At 66.4% G+C, this 18,283-nt stretch carries 17 protein-coding genes; 1 reads left to right on the top strand and 16 read right to left on the bottom strand.

What is annotated here, in order from left to right; all coding sequences use genetic code 11:
* Positions 1-114 precede the first annotated feature (114 nt).
* From U1E26_10950 to U1E26_10905, 10 genes are all read right to left on the bottom strand, one after another.
* Positions 115-801, bottom strand: coding sequence for a PAS domain-containing protein (locus tag U1E26_10950; GenBank protein MDZ4170150.1), 687 nt, complete (start codon positions 799-801; stop codon positions 115-117).
* A complete protein-coding gene (locus U1E26_10945; protein ID MDZ4170149.1) occupies positions 798-1,085 on the bottom strand; it encodes a hypothetical protein in 288 nt (95 codons plus the stop codon). The genes U1E26_10950 and U1E26_10945 overlap by 4 nt, the downstream gene beginning before the upstream one ends.
* Before the next feature lie 99 nt (positions 1,086-1,184).
* Positions 1,185-2,711, bottom strand: coding sequence for a PASTA domain-containing protein (locus U1E26_10940; protein ID MDZ4170148.1), 1,527 nt, complete (start codon positions 2,709-2,711; stop codon positions 1,185-1,187).
* A 15-nt stretch (positions 2,712-2,726) separates the two neighbouring features.
* The gene (gene gatA, locus U1E26_10935; GenBank protein ID MDZ4170147.1) at positions 2,727-4,232 is read right to left on the bottom strand and encodes an Asp-tRNA(Asn)/Glu-tRNA(Gln) amidotransferase subunit GatA; all 1,506 of its coding nucleotides are present in this window, start codon (positions 4,230-4,232) and stop codon (positions 2,727-2,729) included.
* Positions 4,229-4,534, bottom strand: a complete 306-nt coding sequence (gene gatC, locus U1E26_10930; GenBank protein ID MDZ4170146.1) for an Asp-tRNA(Asn)/Glu-tRNA(Gln) amidotransferase subunit GatC — start codon at positions 4,532-4,534, stop codon at positions 4,229-4,231. Before gatC ends, gatA begins: the two co-directional genes overlap by 4 nt.
* 115 nt (positions 4,535-4,649) lie before the next feature.
* Complete coding sequence (locus tag U1E26_10925) at positions 4,650-5,420, bottom strand: type II CAAX endopeptidase family protein (protein MDZ4170145.1); 771 nt, start codon at positions 5,418-5,420, stop codon at positions 4,650-4,652.
* A 116-nt stretch (positions 5,421-5,536) separates the two neighbouring features.
* Complete coding sequence (gene ligA / locus U1E26_10920; protein MDZ4170144.1) at positions 5,537-7,648, bottom strand: NAD-dependent DNA ligase LigA; 2,112 nt, start codon at positions 7,646-7,648, stop codon at positions 5,537-5,539.
* Positions 7,649-7,656: 8 nt separating this feature from the next.
* Positions 7,657-7,953, bottom strand: coding sequence for a DUF2469 family protein (locus U1E26_10915; GenBank protein MDZ4170143.1), 297 nt, complete (start codon positions 7,951-7,953; stop codon positions 7,657-7,659).
* Positions 7,954-8,064: 111 nt separating this feature from the next.
* Positions 8,065-9,402, bottom strand: a complete 1,338-nt coding sequence (locus U1E26_10910; GenBank protein ID MDZ4170142.1) for a sigma-70 family RNA polymerase sigma factor — start codon at positions 9,400-9,402, stop codon at positions 8,065-8,067.
* 69 nt (positions 9,403-9,471) lie between these two features.
* Entirely contained in the window at positions 9,472-10,212 is a 741-nt protein-coding gene (locus tag U1E26_10905) for a UPF0280 family protein (GenBank protein ID MDZ4170141.1), read from the bottom strand.
* Positions 10,213-10,423: 211 nt separating this feature from the next.
* Between U1E26_10905 and U1E26_10900 the strand changes: the two genes are divergently transcribed.
* Positions 10,424-11,452, top strand: a complete 1,029-nt coding sequence (locus U1E26_10900; GenBank protein MDZ4170140.1) for a diguanylate cyclase — start codon at positions 10,424-10,426, stop codon at positions 11,450-11,452.
* On the opposite strand, the gene lipA is transcribed toward U1E26_10900, so the two are convergent.
* The 6 genes from lipA to U1E26_10870 all read right to left on the bottom strand — a co-directional run bounded on the left by lipA (position 11,445) and on the right by U1E26_10870 (position 18,282).
* Entirely contained in the window at positions 11,445-12,368 is a 924-nt protein-coding gene (lipA, locus tag U1E26_10895; GenBank protein MDZ4170139.1) for a lipoyl synthase, read from the bottom strand. The two genes, U1E26_10900 and lipA, sit on opposite strands and share 8 nt — an antisense overlap.
* 31 nt (positions 12,369-12,399) lie before the next feature.
* Positions 12,400-13,782, bottom strand: coding sequence for a dihydrolipoyl dehydrogenase (gene lpdA / locus U1E26_10890; GenBank protein MDZ4170138.1), 1,383 nt, complete (start codon positions 13,780-13,782; stop codon positions 12,400-12,402).
* A 144-nt stretch (positions 13,783-13,926) separates the two neighbouring features.
* The gene (locus U1E26_10885; protein ID MDZ4170137.1) at positions 13,927-14,799 is read right to left on the bottom strand and encodes a methylenetetrahydrofolate reductase; all 873 of its coding nucleotides are present in this window, start codon (positions 14,797-14,799) and stop codon (positions 13,927-13,929) included.
* Entirely contained in the window at positions 14,796-15,473 is a 678-nt protein-coding gene (locus U1E26_10880; protein ID MDZ4170136.1) for a methylenetetrahydrofolate reductase C-terminal domain-containing protein, read from the bottom strand. Before U1E26_10880 ends, U1E26_10885 begins: the two co-directional genes overlap by 4 nt.
* Before the next feature lie 3 nt (positions 15,474-15,476).
* Positions 15,477-17,924 (bottom strand): homocysteine S-methyltransferase family protein, encoded by a 2,448-nt coding sequence (locus U1E26_10875; GenBank protein MDZ4170135.1) that lies wholly within the window; start codon positions 17,922-17,924, stop codon positions 15,477-15,479.
* Positions 17,917-18,282 carry a hypothetical protein gene (locus U1E26_10870; protein MDZ4170134.1) on the bottom strand — a complete coding sequence of 122 codons (366 nt, stop codon included), beginning with the start codon at positions 18,280-18,282 and terminating at the stop codon, positions 17,917-17,919. Before U1E26_10870 ends, U1E26_10875 begins: the two co-directional genes overlap by 8 nt.
* Between the last annotated feature and the right edge of the window lies 1 nt (position 18,283).

Below are 18,283 nucleotides of genomic sequence, written 5' to 3'. Positions count from 1 at the left end.
GCGGTAGTTCCTTCCGACGCGGTATCTGGTTCGCCCTTAGGAGCGCAGCACACAACGCACACCGCACGATTCTACCTGAGCGTCAGATCGCCCACGATCGGCCCGCGCGATCAATCACTCCTGATGAAGTCCGGTCTCGGGCATGAACGTACCCACCAGACCGCCGAACCGCCCGCTCTCATCAATCAGGCGGTCGGTCCGGACGGTGAGTTCCACCCGCCATCCGTTCTGCCATTTCACCGTGACCGGAATGCCCTTGAGGCCGTGCTCGGCCACAACGAGCCCGGCGAAATCCAACGATGAAGGCCCCCCCGCCACACGGACGCTCCAGCCGGGGGTCTGCACCTCGCCCGAGTCAGTCTCCGTGAGGTCAAGCACCTCTCGCGCCGTCTCATTGGCAAAGGTGATGCGCCCGACATCGTCAAGCACGATTATGCCAGCGGGTGCGGCGTCGAGGATGCCCAGCGCAAGCGCCTGGGAACGCGCAGCCGCCCGCTGAGCGGAAAGGAGCTCGTTCTCCCTCTGGCGCACGTACAACGCATAGGCCGCATACACGATCAGGGGCGGGAACAGCATCTCGACGTAGTCTTCGGCCGCGTCGAGCGCATCCGTCACCCCGGCGTGCTCGAGAACGTTAGAGAACATCGCGAACGCGTAGACGAGCAACGCGCCCATCAGGCACGCCTTGGCAACGCCGCTCAGTGTCCCTCTGCCGCGGGACGGCACCCGGGCCAACAGCCAGACGGCGACCACGAAGGCGACCAGGGCGGCTGCGTCGACCGCGGGCACGAGCACGCTCACGAACGCTCACCCCCGACCTGACGGGCAAGTGCCCTCACGCCGATGACGAATGCGACCCCGGCGCACAGTAACGCAACGTGTTCTGCGAGATTGAGAAGCTCACCTGCGGCTCCCCCCACACCCTCAAGAATCGTCAGCGTGTAGGACGCGACCATGAGGAAGTAGCCAATCAGAAGAGCAGGTGCCCCCTGAAGGGCACGGGATTTTCTCCAGATCGCCACTACGAGAGGTAGCACAGCTACGGCGATGACCAGGTTGATCAGCTCGCTGACGCTCAGTTCCACGCTTGTGCCTCCCCGTCTACGCAGGCCCCCCACAAGCGGGTATGTGCCCAAAGTTCGTCCTCGCATCGCACCCGGACTCACCGAGCGCCGCAACGCTCTCTAGGGCTCTATCTCCTTGGCCACAAGACAGATGACCGGATAGCGCACCTCAGAGATCGTGCCGGCCGCGGGGAACTGTCCGATGACCGAGCCGACCTTCTGCCCGGGGGCTTCGACCTCAATGACAACCGGCTTGAGTCCTACGGCTGAAAGCGCGGTAGTGGCTTCGGCAGAGCTGCTCCCGACGACCGAAGGGACCACCACGGTGGTGACCGGCCCCCGTGACACAAGCAACCCCACCGTGTCGCCGGCCTGCACCTTCCTCCCAGCGCTCGGCATCTGAGAGATGACGACGCCCTTGGCAGTGATCGGGCTGTAGACGGACACGACCGCCGACTTCAGCCCGGCTGCCTGCAGCGCTGCGGTCGCCTGCTTGCGCGCGTCTCCCGCCACGTCGGGCACCGTCACGGTCCCGCTGCCAAACCCCTTCGACACGAGGACTTGCACTGACGATCCCGGTGCCACGGACGTCGACGGCAACGGCGTCTGCGTCACAACGATACCCGCGCCGATACTCGGATCGAGCGACTGGTACACCCTCGCGGTCAATCCACGCGTCTGGATGAGCGCGACAGCATCGCCTTCCCCCAGCCCGACGACCGATGGAACGGCGGCGTCGCCGGGAGCCGGGCCCTTGGAGACGGCGACCGCCACCGGATTGCCCGGCATGATCTCAGTCCCCGGGAGGGGAACCTGCCCTATCACGAACCCGACCGCAACCGTAGCGTTGTGCGACGACACCACCTGAGGTCGCAGCCGCGCCTCGGCTAGAATCGCAGCCGCATCCTCGGTACCAAGGCCGACCACGTTGGGTACCTTGGCCTGCTCGGGTGCAGCGGCAACCGTGAATGAGACCGCAGCGTCAGGCTTAAGCGTGCTACCCGCCTCCGGGTCCTGCGCGATGATCGTTCCCGCGGGTGCAACATCAGTCGGGACCTCGCTCACTTTGCCCAGTTGCAGATCGACGTCGTTGAGAGTCTGAGTTGCTTCCGCAGGCTGCGTGCCGACCAAGTCCGGCACCACGATGCCTCGCGACGTGAACCACCACCAGCCGTATGTGCCCGCAGCGGCGACGCCGATCACGGCCAAACCCAGGAGCAGCCACACCCACCACCGGGAACGGCGTTCGGGGCCCATGTCCACGGCCAACGGAGCCCCCAGCGGATCTACGGCGACCTCGTCTTTCGCAGGCTCCGCCTCGCCGGTCATCTCATCGCCTGCGTCGGCTCCCGGAGCGCCGTCGCCCGGCTCGATCACAGGGACTTCCTCTTGCGCCCAGTACACCGACTCGGCGTCAGGCTCGGGCTCAGGCTCGGCGTCAGGCTCGGGCTCGACTTCGGGCTCGGCATCCGGCTCGGGCTCGACCTCGGGCTCGGCGTCCGGCTCAGGCTCGGGCTCGACCCCGGGCTCGACCCCGGGCTCGACTTCGGACTCGGCGTCCGGCCCAGGCTCGGGCTCGGACCAAGCGTCGGGCTCGGACTCCTCGCGGGGCACGGAGCCGTAGGGGGGCCTGGTTTCGTCAGTCATCGCTTCCCTCTCACGTCACGCTCGGCCAGACAACGCTTTGACAGCGGTCGGCGTTGCATCGAACGCTGTCGCCGCCTCGAACGCACGGGCCGCTTTGAGCACCGTCGCCTCGGCGAAGTGGGTACCGATCAGCTGAAGCCCTACGGGCATACCGGACTCGCTCCCCAATCCTGCGGGAACCGAGACACCGCAGTTACCTGCGAGGTTCACCGGAATCGTGTAGATGTCTGAAAGATACATCGCAAGCGGATCGGCCGACTTCTCGCCGATTTTGAACGCGGTAGTCGGCGAGGTCGGCGTCAAGAGCACGTCGTAGTCAGCAAATGCGCTCTCGAAGTCCTGGATGATGATGGTCCGGGCCTTCTGCGCCTGACCGTAGTAGGCGTCGTAGTAGCCTGCGGACAGGGCGTACGTCCCCAGCATGATGCGCCGGATGGACTCTGGACCGAACCCCTCGGCTCGCGAGCGCATGTACAGATCGAGCACGTCTGTGGCGTCGGCTACCCGATGGCCGTACCGAATCCCGTCGAAGCGTGCGAGGTTCGACGAGGCCTCAGCGGGCCCGATGATGTAGTACGCGGACAACCCATGTTGTGCCGATGGCAGGTTGACCTCGCCGATCTGGGCTCCCAATGACGCGAACGTATCGGCCGCCGCCAGAGTCGCAGCCTTCACCTCAGGAGCGACGCCCTCCATGTCGAGCATGTCGCGCACGACCGCGATGCGCATGCCGGCCACACCGTCATCGAGGCCGACGGTGAAGTCCTCGGACGGACGAGTGACGCTCGTCGCGTCCATCGGATCCTTGCCGCATATGGCGTTGAGGGATAGCGCGCACTCCTCGACGCTCTTGGAGAACGGACCGATCTGATCCAGCGACGATGCGAAGGCGACACAGCCGTAGCGCGACACACGACCATAGGTGGGCTTCATCGCGACCACGCCGCACAACGATCCCGGCTGCCGGATAGAGCCACCGGTGTCGCTGCCCAACGTGATCGAGGCCATTCCGGCGCTGACCGCCGCAGCCGATCCACCGCTGGAACCACCGGGCACCCGCTCGAGATCCCACGGATTGCGCGTCGGGCCGAAGGCTGAGTTCTCGGTGGATGAGCCAAACGCGAACTCGTCCATGTTGAGCTTGCCGATCGGCACCGCACCCGCGTGCAGCATGCGCGAGACCGCTGTGCAGTCGTAGACGCTCCGGTGGTTCTCAAGGATGCGCGACGAGCACGTGGTGTTCGTACCGCGCAGGTTCATGTTGTCCTTGAACGCCACCGGGACTCCCGCCAGGGGCGGCAGCTCGTCGGGGCTGGCCCCGGAGCGCACCATCTCATCGGTTCGGTCGGCGGCTGCATAGGCAAGCTCGGGGGTCACTTGGTTGAAAGCATGAACCTCGAAGTCCAAGGCCTCGATCCGCTCGAAAGCGGCATGGGCGGCTTCGCGCGCGGAGAAGTCACCCGAGACGATGCCGCTGCGAATCTCAGGCGCGGTGAGCGAAGACAGGTCCAGAGCGCTCACGCCTCATCACCCCCGGGGCCGACGATCTGCGGAATGACGAACGCTCCTGCTTCAGACTGGGGGGCGTTGAGCAGCGCCATCTCTGTGGTCAGGCACGGCTTGGGCTCATCGGCGCGCACTTCGTTGACCATCGGAATCGCATGCGCTGTCGGCTCGACTCCGGCCAAGTCGAGCTGCTGAATCGCGTCGATGTGTCCGAGGATCGAATTCAACTCGGTCCTCAGCGTGTCCACTTGCTCATCTGAGAGCGCGAGACGGGCGAGCAGCGCGACATGCCGCACCTCTGATTCGGTAAGGGCCATGAATCGGCGTCTCCTTGGTCCGGATATGGGCTTAGGCGTCCCGCCCGCGACGTCGCGGACCGGAATGCGTCACATGATACCTGACCACGTGGTCACCTCGGGCGCACCGACCGGGCTACGCCGCGAGCCAGTAGGCTGCTGCGACGACGGTGCCGTTGTACAGCGCGTGAACCAGAATCGCCGCCCACAGCGAGCGGCGGGTCCACGCAAGCCACCCCAGGGCGATACCCAAAGCGAACAGCGGAACAGCCGTCCATGCTGTCATGTGGTAAGCGGCGAACAGGGCGGCCGTGCCCACAGTCGCCGGCCACTGGCCCCACCGTGCACCCGCAGCCCTCAGAACGACCCCCCGAAACGCGAGTTCCTCGGCAAGCGGCCCGAGCACGACCACCGTGATCGCCGCCAGCGCGAATCCGGCACCTCCGCCGCCGAACACCGTCATGAGGTCTCCCACATCCGGAGGCGTCCAACCAGCCGCTCGTGCAGCCCAGCCCCACGATGTCGCAACGGCCCGCGTGACCAAGAGAACCAGGGTCACGAGCCCGGCGGTCACAAGCCCCGCCGAGAGGCCGACGCGCCGTTGCTGCAGACCGAACGCCGCCCGTAATCCCACGTTGCGGCGAGCGGCGAGGAACCCGAGGGTCAGCAGTTGGATGCCGTAGAAGACCGCCAGTATGGCTGAGCGCACCACAGCGCGGCTGGCCGCAGGCACCGACTCCATGACCGACGAGCCGATTATCGCGTCCGTGGCCAACAGCGAAGCCATCATCACGGCAAGCACCAACCCGGCTTCGGGCAACGTCCAAGAGACTCGACCGTCACGTTCGTCGGCGGCCGCCAGTTCCTCGGAGCGCTGAGCGGCCTTGCGCTGACGCTCTGCGACCACTCGGTCTCGCTCGTGCTGACGCAGGGTGGCATCAGTTCGGGCACGAAGACGTTTGGCCTCCGCCCGCGAGCCGACCTGCGCACGATGGCCCAAGTCCGCCGGCCGTTTCGAGCGGCTCACGAGGCTCGGGGGGGTTCGCCGGTTTCGAGCACCTGCGTCAGAGCGTTCTCGTCGAGGACGGTGACGCCCAGGTCGATGGCGCGATCGAGTTTCGATCCCGCGGCCTCCCCGGCGACCACGAACGATGTCTTCTTGCTCACAGAGCCCGCCACCTTGGCACCAAGTTCCTTGAGGGCGGCGGCGGCCTCATCGCGCGTGTGGTGCTCGAGCGACCCGGTGAGCACGAACGTGAGACCGGCAAGCGTCTGGGGTCGCGCAGGCTCAGCCCGCTCGGCCTCCAGCGTCACACCCGCCTCTACCAGCCGCGCAAGAACGTCGCGATTCCGGGGAGTGTCGAAGAACGCACGGACACTGGCTGCGATCCGCGGCCCGACCCCGTCGGTTGTCGCCAACTGCTCCTCGTCGGCCTTCGCGAGCCTCCCCACTCCGCCAAACTCCGCGATGAGCGCCTCGGCCACGGTGGCGCCGACGTGGCGGATGCCCAGCCCGAACAGCAGTCTGGCAGGCGGCCGCGAACGGGAAGCGTCAATCGATGCGAGCAGCTTGTCCGCCACCACGGGACCCAGCACCACGGCGTCACCGTCCTGCTTGACGCGCCCCATGTCCAGACCGGCGAGATCGGAGGACCGAAGCGCGTAGAAGTCGGAGACGTCTACCACCAACCCCGCCTCGACCAGCCTGGCTACGATTTCGTCCCCGAGCCCTTCTATGTCGGCGGCCCCACGACTGGCCCAGTGGACGAGCCGCTCGACTCGTTGAGCGGGACAGGCGAGATCGGTGCATCGCAGCGCGACCTCACCCTCTTCGCGCCACACCGCACTGCCGCAGCTCGGACACGTGCTTGGCATGGCGAAGCTGCGCTCAGTACCATCTCGGAGTCCCACGACCGCTCCGACCACCTCGGGAATCACGTCCCCGGCCTTGCGCACGATGATCGTATCGCCGATGAGCACGCCTTTTCGCGCTATCTCGTCGGCGTTGTGCAGTGTGGCCTTCTGAATCGTCGACCCTGCGACAAGCACGGGCTCGAAGACCGCGAACGGCGTGAGTACCCCTGTGCGCCCGACGCTGACCTGGATATCAAGCAGCCGGGTCGTCTTCTCTTCGGGCGGGAACTTGAAGGCGATCGCCCAGCGCGGGGCCTTGCTCGTGTGACCGAGTTCGTCCTGCAGCGCAAGCGAGTCGACCTTGACTACCACGCCGTCAATCTCATAGGGCAAGTCATCGCGCTGCGACAGCGCACTGCGACAGAAGCTCCGAACCGCTTCGGCATCGGCGCACGTCGCGACATCAGGATTCACACGAAAGCCCGCCATCCTGAGCCAGGCGAGCACCTCGGATTGAGCGGCCAGACCGAGTTCACGGGGTTCTGCGATCGCATAGAGGAACGTGGCCAGCTCCCGACCCGCCGTCACCTGCGGGTCCTTCTGACGAAGAGACCCGGCGGCCGCATTGCGGGGATTGGCGAACGGCTGAGAGCCGGCAGCGTCCTGTTCGGCGTTGAGCCGCTCGAAGCTTGCCTTGGGCAGGTACACCTCACCGCGCACCTCGACTTCGGACTGCTCGGAGCCGAACAACGTCGTCGCGGGCTCCGGCGATCCGGCCTCCCTGCGGAGCCGAAGCGGGATATCCCGAATGGTCCGCGCATTGGCCGTGACATCCTCACCCGTACGCCCGTCGCCTCGGGTGGCCGCACGTTCGAGCACCCCATCGCGATAGGTGAGCGCCAGGGAGCTGCCGTCGATCTTGAGCTCGCAGACGAACGCGCACGGTCTATCCCCCACGGCCTCGCGCACCCGTGCCAACCAGGCGTCGAGTTCGTCGAGGTCCATGGCATTGTCGAGCGAGTACATGCGGTTTCTGTGGGCGGCAGGGGCGAAGATCTCGCTTGGGGCCGTTCCCACACGTTGCGTGGGCGAGTCCGGCGTCACCAGCTCGGGGAACGTGGCTTCGATTCCCTCGAGCTCGCGTACGAGCGAGTCGTACGCGGCATCGCTGATCTCGGGTTCGTCGAGTGCATAGTACCGGTGCGCGTGGTACTCGATCTCGCTTCTGAGCTCCGCCGCGCGCGACTTCGCCGCGTCGTGCGTCACCGGGGTCTTCACCATGGTCGGCGCTACTCGTCGTCCGCGCGGAGACGCTGCACGTGGACCGGCCCGACCTCGTAGATCACGACCTCGGGCACGAATCGCTGAGGCCGTTCCGCCTCATAGATCCACGTGTCCGTCAGCGTTACCTTGAAGAAGGTTCCTCCCGGCGCCTGCACCGGTTCGACATCGACTCCGTTGCACAGGTACGCGCGCAGTTCGGTCTCGACGTAGAAGACGAAGATCCTGATGGCCTCACGGTATTCGTTGTACAACGCCAGGCGTTTCTCGGCTTCGTACATATCCAGTTCGTCGATGCTGTCCATGCTCACGGGGCTCCCCTCGCGTGCGTCCACGGCGGATGCGGACGCGCGTCGTCATCGCGTGGGGTTCATTGTATCGCGCTCGGACCGATGCGCACGGGACGATCGACGGCTCTACAGTGCGACGCTCGTCTCGATGGAAGGCGGTGCCCCCGGCTCGACCGCGTCGCCTGACGGCTGTTCGGCGGTGCCTGCGTCGACCTCATCACGGGGTTCGACAGAATCCGATCCCGGATCCACCGGAGGATCGAGCGTCTCAGTACCGGCCGCGCTGACCGGCGGAGTCGTCGCATCGGAACCCACGTCGACGTCGCTGATCAACTCGTCTTCCGGGGCGGTGGGGCCCTCGACCACGACGACGGCCGCTCCCGGGACGTTGGTCGATGCGGACTCCTCGACCGACGCGGTCTCAACCACGGATGCGCGTGAAGGCGCTTCGCGCTCCACCACGACACGCTCGTGTTGTGCAGGCTCAGTCACGGCAGGTGCGGTACGGGCGACGCTAGTGGGCCTCGCGGCTCCTTCAGGCTTCTCGGGACCCAGATGCGAGAGACCCGGCGCGATCGCGAGCGTGGCTGCGATGGCCACCGCCGTGACCTTGGCCGCCATCAGACTCGTGCCCTCAAGTGACACCGGTGCCGCGCCGAACGCTTCCACCGCCCGTCGCAACAGCCCGATACCCTCGGGATGGATGCTTGCGAAGGGAAGCAGGAATGCGAGCCTCTTCGGATCGGCAGCCATCAGGCGCTCGCGCGCGCAGCGAGGACAGGTCGAAACGTGTGATGTGAGCCACCCGCGCTCAGCCTCCGCGATACCCGTGCCGCGATCGCGGTAGATGTACTCGACCGCACGACGGCAGTCGCTTCGGAGGTCACCCAGGGCGGCGTACTCACGGCCGAAGGCATCACGAGCGCGACACACCAGCGTATCCACGGCACCGGCCTTGAGCGAGAGTGACTCGCCGATCTCGGCCGACGAGAGCCCGTGCATCTCCCGCAGCACGAGCGCGCTGCGGTAGCGGGGACGGAGACGAGCCAGCGCGAGGAAGACGAGTTTGGCGTCTTCGCGGCGCATCATCCCGTCGGCTGCATCCGAGTTGGCAGCGGCCAGCTCGAACGCATCGTCCACCGGAAGCGAGTCGGGCATCCGCTTTGCGCGACGAACGTGATCGATCACCGCGCTGCGCGCCACGGTGAACACCCATGCGCGCGCGCTGTGGATGGTCTCGGAGGAGCGCGAGCGATTGATGCGCATGAACGTCTCTTGAGCGACGTCCTCTGCTGCTGCGGGATCCATAAGGCGGGCGAGGCAGTATCCGTACACCAACCCGTGGAACCTGCGATACAGCTCGGCGAAGGCGATCTCCTGGCCCTCTCGAGCGTACTCAAGCAAGGCTTCATCACTGGTGCGACGAAGCGCGAGCCCTCGCATGCTGAATGCCCGTATGCTCATGCTTTCCTTTGGGACGACGCGTGCACTCCTACCTTACACCCTGCAAGGAACGTACCGCGAGCGCTGCACTCAGCCCAGGGTCCGCGGCAGGGGAACCAGTTCAACGTCTCCGACGGCGCCGACCGACCCATCGACGACGACGATCACCGCGCGAACGCCTTCAATCCTCCTACCCCAATCGAGAGCCTTCGCGACGTCTGCCAAGCTGCGGACCCGATTCCCCACGCCGCTTGCGACCGCATCGGCCAGGGCGGCGCACTCTGCCACCACGGTCGCAGCGCTCGCCCGACCCAGGCTCACCGAAGGCCCCACTGTTGCGCTTGAAGTCGCCACGCCGCACGGCTGAGACCCCGCCTTGATGCGCAACCCGATACCATCCGCATCGTCTCCGCTCCACAGAGCGACCAATCGGTCGGCGTCGCCCGCCACGAAGATGTCGCCGCCGTTCTCGACGATGACCTGGGCAGAGAGCGACAGGAGCTCCTCGCCGACCTCATCGGCGAAGGCTCCGGCGACCGCCGCAAAAGGACCAACGCCCGCCGCGAGGGCGGCAGCGGCCATGGAACGCACGATTGCAGGCGCGGCGGGTTCAGCGGGCACGGGAGTGAAAGACTCAGCGAACAGGGGGCGCGCGGCGACGTAGCTCTCCAGCTCGTGCCTCAGCCGGGCGACCACGGAAGCGGCGTGCTCACTGAGATCGCGAACGGCGTGGACCAGGATGTCTGTCTCCGCGTGCACGACTCTGAAACCCACGAGTCCCTCAGGGCGCACGGCCCGTCGGTACCAGCGCGGTTCGAACCTTCCTGCCAAGAACCCTCCCCAGAACCCGAGACGCCCACCCCGTCGAAACGAAGCAGGCGTCCCGTACACATGAAGAAGAACCCCAGCGCGGACCGAAGTCCCCACGCACGTAGTATACACCCTCCGCGCAGCGGAATCACGCCTTGTGTGTGGTTCGCACCGTCGCCCCGAGGGGAATGACCTCTATGTCGGTGTTTTTCCATGATCGAAGGGAGCCCGAGTGCGCGAGATACTCGAGTTGTGTGTCGAGCTTGACACCTTTGCGGGCGAAACCTACGGCCGTCTGGCGGGCGCCACCGACGACGAGAAGCTCGCGACCACATTCCTCCAGCTTGCCAAGGAGGAGCGCCAGCATGTGGAGTGGTGGCGTGACCTCCTTGTCGCCTGGGAGTCTGGTCTCGTTCCCGACATCGCGGACGGTCACGGCTTGTCCGCACGACTGACCGAGATTCGCGATGAGCTCGTTGCGCTCCCCCCTGCAGACATTGACCAGCTTGATACGGACGGGATGCTGGACGTCGCCGTTCGTATGGAGTTCTTCATGCTCGACCACACATTCAGCGAACTCGCCGACTACATGGAGCCTGGTAGCTATGTGGAACACCGAGAGGCCTACTTCCGCCACGTGTCGCGGCTGATCGAGGCTGTCGAGGAGCACTACTCACAACGCCGTCTCGCGGGCTTCCTCGCCAAGGTGCTGCTCCGCTCGTACCGCGACCAGCAGCGCCTCGCCGCGCTCACGGTTCGAGACCAACTGACGGGGCTGTATAACCGCCGGGGCCTTCTTGCTCATCTCTCGCAGTGGCTGGCATGGTCTGAGCGCTACGGTCGGCCGCTCGCGGTCGTGCTGATCGACATCGACCACTTCAAGCAGGTGAACGATACGCGCGGCCATGCCGCCGGTGACGAGGCGCTCCGTCTTGTAGCGGACGCGCTGCGGCGCGGGGTACGGACATCTGATGTGCTGGGCCGCTTCGGCGGCGATGAGTTCCTCGTACTGGCACCGGAAACCGACCGGGGCGAGCTGCAGGGGCTCATGGACCGCCTCGTGGCCTCGGTGCGCGACATGTCCGCCGAAGTCGGGGGCGAGCCGACGCTCACGGTGAGCGCAGGAGGAACGTGGTCCGACGGGGGCACCCGGGTCGAGGCCGAGACGATGATCGCTGCCGCTGACGCCTCGCTCTATGAGGCGAAGGAAGAGGGGCGCGATCACGCGGGAAGCCCGCGCCCCCACATCTCGGTCAACTGACCTCGAGCGGACGCGTGCTCCGGGAATCGGCGAGTTCGCCGGCGTGATAGCTCGACCGCACGAAGGGCGCGCTCGCGACTGCGGTGAACCCCAAGCCGTACGCCTTGCGCGACAGCTCGACGAAGACCGAGGGCTCCACGAACTCGACAACCGGGAGATGGTCGGCGCTGGGCTGCAGATACTGCCCCAGCGTGAGCATCTCGACGCCGGCCTGTCGAAGATCGCCAAGCACCGCGAGCACCTCATCGGGGGTCTCGCCCAGCCCCAGCATGAGGCCCGACTTCGTGGGCACATCGGGGCACGTGGAGCGCGCCCTAGCCAGCACGGCGAGGCTACGGCGGTAGTCGGCCTGCGGTCGCACCTCGGAGTAGAGCCGCGGGACGGTCTCCATGTTGTGGCTGAAGACGTCCGGCCTCGCGGCTTGCACCACATCGACGGAGTCCATCCGACCGGCGAAATCGCTCGTCAGCACCTCGACGGAAGCCCCCGGCACAGCCTCACGGACGGCGCGAATGACTGAAACGAGGTGTTCCGCTCCCCCGTCAGGCAGGTCATCCCGGGTGACGGTCGTGATCACGACATGCTTCAAACCGAGTCGGTGCGCGGCCTCGGCCACTCGCCGCGGCTCGTCGGAATCGAGTGGAAGGGGTGGGCGCGATTCCACCGCACAGAAGCGGCACGCACGCGTGCACGACCCACCCATGATGAGGAAGGTCGCCGTACCGGAACTGAAGCACTCACCGCGGTTGGGACACTTCGCCGACTGACACACCGTGTTGAGATCCAGCTCATCCATGAGCTGATCGACGTGACCGAATGCGCCCGGACGTGCGATCGGGCGACGCAGCCATGCGGGCATGCGCTTCCTAGCGTTCGCGCCACGGTCAGGGGTGTCTGTGTTCGGCTCGCTCTCCATGCGGGCGAGAATAGCACGGCGCGAAGACGTGTCAGACCTTCGACGATGCGTCGAGTGCCGCGAACTTGATGACCTCGCTCACCGTGGGATGGGCGTGAACGGTGTGGGCGAGCTGCGTCACGGTGATGCCGTGGCGCATCGCGACCGCTACCTCATGGATGATCTCCACGGCGTGCGGGCCCACGATCTGGCATCCGACTATCCTGCCGGTGCCCTTCTCGGCCACAAGCTGCACGAACCCGTCACCCTCGCCCTCGCCGAGCGCCTTGCCGTTGGCGGCGAACTTCGCGATGGCCTGAACCGCGTCGACTCCGCTCTCCTTGGCCCCGTCGCGGCTGCGGCCCACGACCGCTACCTCGGGAAACGTATAGACGCAAGCGGGGATACAGTCGTTGTCGACGGTCTCGTGTGGCTGCTGGCCGGACAGCACAGCGACCGCGTTGCGGGCAGCGGCCACACCCTCTTCTTCAGCCACGTGCGCGAGCATCATGCCCCCGATGGCATCACCGACGGCAAAGACGTTGGCGATCGACGTGGCGAAGTACCGGTCGACCTTGATGGCGCGACGGTCGAACTCGATGCCAGCCTCCTCGAAACCGAAGCCGGCGGTGTTGGGCACGCGCCCGACCGCACTCATGACGATGTCGGCAGTCAGCACCCCGCCCGAGCGCAGCGTCGCGTGCATGCGTCCATCGGCGCCACGCTCCACCGCATCCACCGCGTCACCGAGGTGGAACTCGACGCCCATCTCCTCAAGTCGAGCCTGGGCCAGGCGCACCACGCGCTTGTCGTTGCCCGGAAGTATCTGCTCCATGAGCTCGACGACCGTCACGCGCGAGCCGAAGGCTGCGTAGGCGCAGGCGAACTCCAGCCCGATCACGCCGCCGCCGATGATGACGATCTCGTGGGGAATATCCGACAGGGAGACCGCGTCATCGCTCGTCCACACGCCGTCCATGTCGTGGTCGATGTTCGGGAGCTTGAAGACGATCGACCCCGTGGCGATGATCACCGCGTCAGCTTCGACGGTGGACGTAGCGCCATCGGCGAGTGCGACTTCGATCGCATGCGCTCCCGCCAGCCGACCCTCACCGTAGATCACATCGACCTTCAGTCGCTGGGCGGAACCCTCGATCTGGCCGACGAGCTCGTCGACCACACCCTCTTTGCGGGCGCGCAGGGCGTCGATGTCGACGCTCGCGACCGTCGCGTTCAGCCCGAACTCGGCCGCATGACGCGTATCGGCGACGATGTGGGCTGAGCGCAGGATCGTCTTGGTCGGAATGCATCCCCAGTTCAGACAGGTTCCGCCGAGGCGCTCCCGCTCCACGAGGACGACATCAGCGCCAAGGCGAGCCGCCTGAAACGCCGCAGAGTAGCCACCGGGGCCCCCACCAAGTACTGCGATACGCATGATGACTCCTTGAAATCGTGCTCAGCGTGGATAAGCGTCCGCAGATTCTAGCATGCGGTGAGTCAGATTCGGCGCGCCGCGCCAGCATCTTCAGGCACGTGATCGTCGGTGCAGCTGACGGCAGGGCCGCTCAGCAGCATCGCCCTATCCCAGACCTGATCCCTCGACTATACGCACGAGCGCGTCGTCGGCGCCCAGGGGCATGATGTGAACCCCGTCAGCCACGTCGCGCAGCGCCGCCACCTGCTCGATGGCGAGCTCCACGGCCTCGTCCAGCGGACTCATCGACTCACCGATACGCTTGGCAAGGTGCTCCGGAACCATGAGTCCCGCCAGCCGCTCGTTGATGAACTTGATCACGCGCGCGCTCTTGAGCAGAAGCACGCCGGCGATAACCTTCGCCCCCGCCTCGCGCAGAACAGCCGCTCGCTCGGCGAACACGTCGACGTCCATCACGGCCTGCGTCTGGAAGAACTGCGCGCCCGCTTCGACCTTCTGCAGCGCCCGCTCAAGTTGGATGTCCGCGGGCTCCGCCTCAGGGAACGCCGCTGCGCCCAGGAGGAAGTTGCAGCCTCCATCGAGTGCGGCACCGTTCATGTTGACGCCACCGTTCATCCCGCGCGCCACCTCAAGCAGTTGGGTCGAGTCGAGATCGAACACGCCCTTGGCGCGCGGGTGGTCGCCACCGCGTGGATCGTCGCCCGTCACGATGAGGACGTTCTCAAGTCCGAGGGTCCATGCCGCAAGCAGGTCGCTTTGCAGGGCGAGCCGATTTCTGTCACGACAGGTCTGCTGAAAGATGGGCTCGCTACCGGCATCAAGCACCGCGCGCGACGCCGCGAGCGAGCTCAGGTGAAGGGTCGCCCCCTGGTTGTCGGTCACGTTGATCGCGTGGCAGTACGGTGCCAACCGGTCGACACTGGCAAGCATCGCCGACATGTCGGTGCCATGCGGCGGTGCGACCTCACCCGTGACCACGAAGTCACCACGCTCGAGCGCGTCTCGAAGCTTGCTCACGAACCGCTCCCGGCACTCGGCGTCTTGCGGTCCCTCAGGTTGAGCGCGCCCGGCTTCAGCTTCGCCGAGTGGTCCTTGGGGGCAACGACCTTCACCGCCACGCGACCCTGCTCGGCAAGGCGCCGGCGGATGCGTACGTGCGCGCACTCTCGGTCCGTCAGAACCTCGCACATCCCGTCCCACATGCCGCCGCACGGCCCGTTGAGCAGACCCTTCGGACAGGTCGTGACCGGACAGATGCCCGCAGTGAGATCGAGGACGCAATCTCCACACGTCTGACAGCGCTCCTCGAACACGCCGGCGCGGATGACGTTGCCGAGAAACACGCTCTCAAGCCCGGGAAAGACCGGCTTGGAGACGCTCTCGGCCACCGTCTGCACGCCCGCACCGCACGACAGAACGACCACCGCATCTGCGGCATCGATATCGCCTACGCGTTTGCGTGTCTCGAGTTTCGTCCCGCCGAGATGGCATGCCACCTCTCCCACCGCCCAGCCGGTGACCTCGTAGCCCTCGGCCTTCAGCAGTTCGGCGGCGGCCTCGAGCTCGGGCTCGCCTCCGGTCTTCGCGACCGTGGCACACTGCCCACAGCCCATCAGGAAGACGCTCTTGGCGCCGACACTCTGAAGATTGGCGAAGATACGCGACCAGTCGCGCGGCTTCGTGATGATCATCGCTCAGGCCTTCCGTTCGATAGCTTGTCGCACGGCCCGGACGCAACCGGGCGCATCGGGAGCATACCCCGCGCCCACCTGCTGCGCCCACTCGGGCGTGACGACGGCTCCGCCGACGAAGATCGCGGTATCGGGCTGCGCGGCGCGAACCGCAACGACCGTGGCCTGCATGGCGGGAAGCGTAGTGGTCATCAGCGCCGATAGACACACGGCATCGGCCCCGACGGCCGCTTCGAGCACAGCCTCAGACGCCGCATCAACGCCCAGGTCATGCACCTCGAAGCCCTGGCTCTCGAGAAGTGAGACGCAGATGTCCTTGCCGATCGAGTGGATATCACCCTTGACCGTGGCGAAGACGACTCGTCCCGGGCACAGGTCCGCCGATCCCTCAGGCAGCCGCTCCTTGACGCGTGCCACGGCAGCCTTCATGGCGTCAGCGGCCACCATCATCTGTGGCAAGAAGACCTCGCCGCGCCCGTAGGCGTCGCCCAGGCGCTGGATCGTCGGCGTCAGCACGGTGCCGATGACATCCTCGGGGGCGGTGCCGGCGTCGATGACCGCATCGGCCAGCCCGGGAGTCGCCTCCGCGTCACCGCGGAGCACGGCGGCCTCGAGCGCCCACGCGGGATCGACGACCTCGTCGGCACCATCGCTGTCGGTCTCCTCGGAGACTCCTGACAGAGCACGCGCCATCGCGGTGGCGTACGCCGCCTCCCACGCCGGCCAACCATCGCCGTGTGCGTCCACGTCCACGCCCGCCGCTCGGGCCTGGTTGATCAGGCGAATGGCCTCCATGACCACGTGGTCGTTCGGGTTCACGATGGCCGCGTCGAGCCCGACGGCCGCGGTGGCTGTCAGAAACGCGGCGTTCAGCAGCGGCCGATCGGGCAGGCCATGGCTCACGTTGCTCACCCCGAGCACCGTCGAGAGCCCATCGGTCTTGGCCGCGCGCGTGGCCGCGATCGTCACGGCCGGAGCGTCCGCGTCGGTGGCAGCGGTCATGACCAGGGAGTCCACCACGAGGTTCGAGTCCACGATGCCAAGCCGCGACGCCGCACTCCTGATACGTCGCGCCACCGCGACGCGCCCCTCGGCATCGGCGGGGATTCCGGTGTCATCGAGGGCGAGTACCACGACGGCCGCACCGTACTTCACGACCAGCGGCAACACCGCATCGAGCGAGTCCGGGTCGCCGTTGACGCTGTTCACGAGCGCCTTTCCGGGATAGATCCGCAGCGCGGCCTCCAGCGCGAGGGGGTCTGTGGTATCGATCACCAACGGCAGGTCACAGCCGCCCGCCAGTGCAAGCACCGCCGCGGGCAGCACCGCTGCCGCGTCGACACCCGCCGCGCCGACGTTCACGTCCAGCAGGTCGGCACCCGCGTGTTCCTGCGCCGCTGCATACGCGCGAACCGCACTCATCGAACCTTCCAGCAGCGAGTCCCTGAGCGCCGGCTTGCCGGTCGGGTTGATGCGCTCTCCGATCACCCGAAGCGGGTGACCCGCGCCAAGTGCCACCACCCGCCGGGGACCGGCCAACACCGTCGCCCCGCCGAATCCCCGGTCGTCGATGACAACGCAGTCCCTATCGGAGATGGCATCAGCTATCGCACCGGTAAACGATGGCGAGGAGCCACAGCACGATCCGATCGCCGCGACCCCGACCTCGCGTGCCGCTTCAGCGAAGGCGCCCATCTCGTCGGGCGTGCCGGGAAAGACGGTCGATCCATCCTCGCTGAGTGTGGGCAAGCCTGCGTTCGGCTGGACCACCACCGGCACTGTCGTGGCCCTCACCATCCGTGCCGCCAGCGGCAGCATCTGCTCGGGCCCGAGCCCGCAGTTGAGTCCGACCGCGCTCGCGCCCGCCGCTTCAAGGATGATCGCAGCGGTCTCCGGCTCGGTGCCCGAGAGATCCATCCTTCCCTGCATCCCCAACGTGACGCTCGCGATCACGGGCAGATCGGTGACGCTGCGCGCGGCAAGCACCGCGCAGCGTGCCTCAGCGATGTCGGTGAACGTCTCAAGGAAGATCGCATCCGGATTCTCTGCGGCGAGCGCGCGAGCCTGCTCGGCGAACGCCGCGAAGACCTCCTCGAACGTCGCGGAGCCCAGCGGTTCCATCACAAGTCCGCTCGGCCCCATGTCGGCGAGAATGTGCGGCGCCCCGTGGCTTCGCGCGATTCTGACGGCAGCGCGGTTGAGCTCCTCCACGCGATCCTCGAGCCCGTACTCGGCAAGCTTGGGGGCCGAACCACCGAACGAGTTGGTGATCGTGCAGTCAGAGCCCGCAAGGTTGTAGTAGTCGAGCACCTGCGCCACGATCTCGGGCGCGGTCACATTGATGAGCTCAGGGGCCGTGCCTGGTGAGATACCCGCACGTTGCAGCATCGTGCCCATGGCTCCATCGAGCACGAGCATCTCACGGCCGAGTCGTCTCATGATGTCAGGCATCGCTCGTCGCCTTCCTCATCGCCTCATCACAAACCTTGCCTCTCACATACACGGACGCCATGAACCACAGTGACCCCACGCACATGATGCCCAGTACCGCCATCTCCACGAGCGGCCCGACACCGTACCATGCAAGGAACGTCGTCGCCTGACCGCTTGCAACCGCATACACGATGGTGCACGCCGATGCCACCGCAAGGGCCCGATCGCAGAACCTCAGATAGACCTGCGCCGCCACAGCACCTCGTGACGCACCTACCGCGTAGACGAGGCAGTACGCCATGCTCGACGCGATCACAATCACGAAGCCGACAGGAACGAACGTGAGTGTCCACATCTGCCCATAGCCGTAGTTCATG

It is taken from the genome of Coriobacteriia bacterium (assembly GCA_034370385.1).
Classification (GTDB): Bacteria; Actinomycetota; Coriobacteriia; order Anaerosomatales; family PHET01; genus JAXMKZ01.
This window is presented reverse-complemented; position numbering and strand designations above follow the sequence as displayed.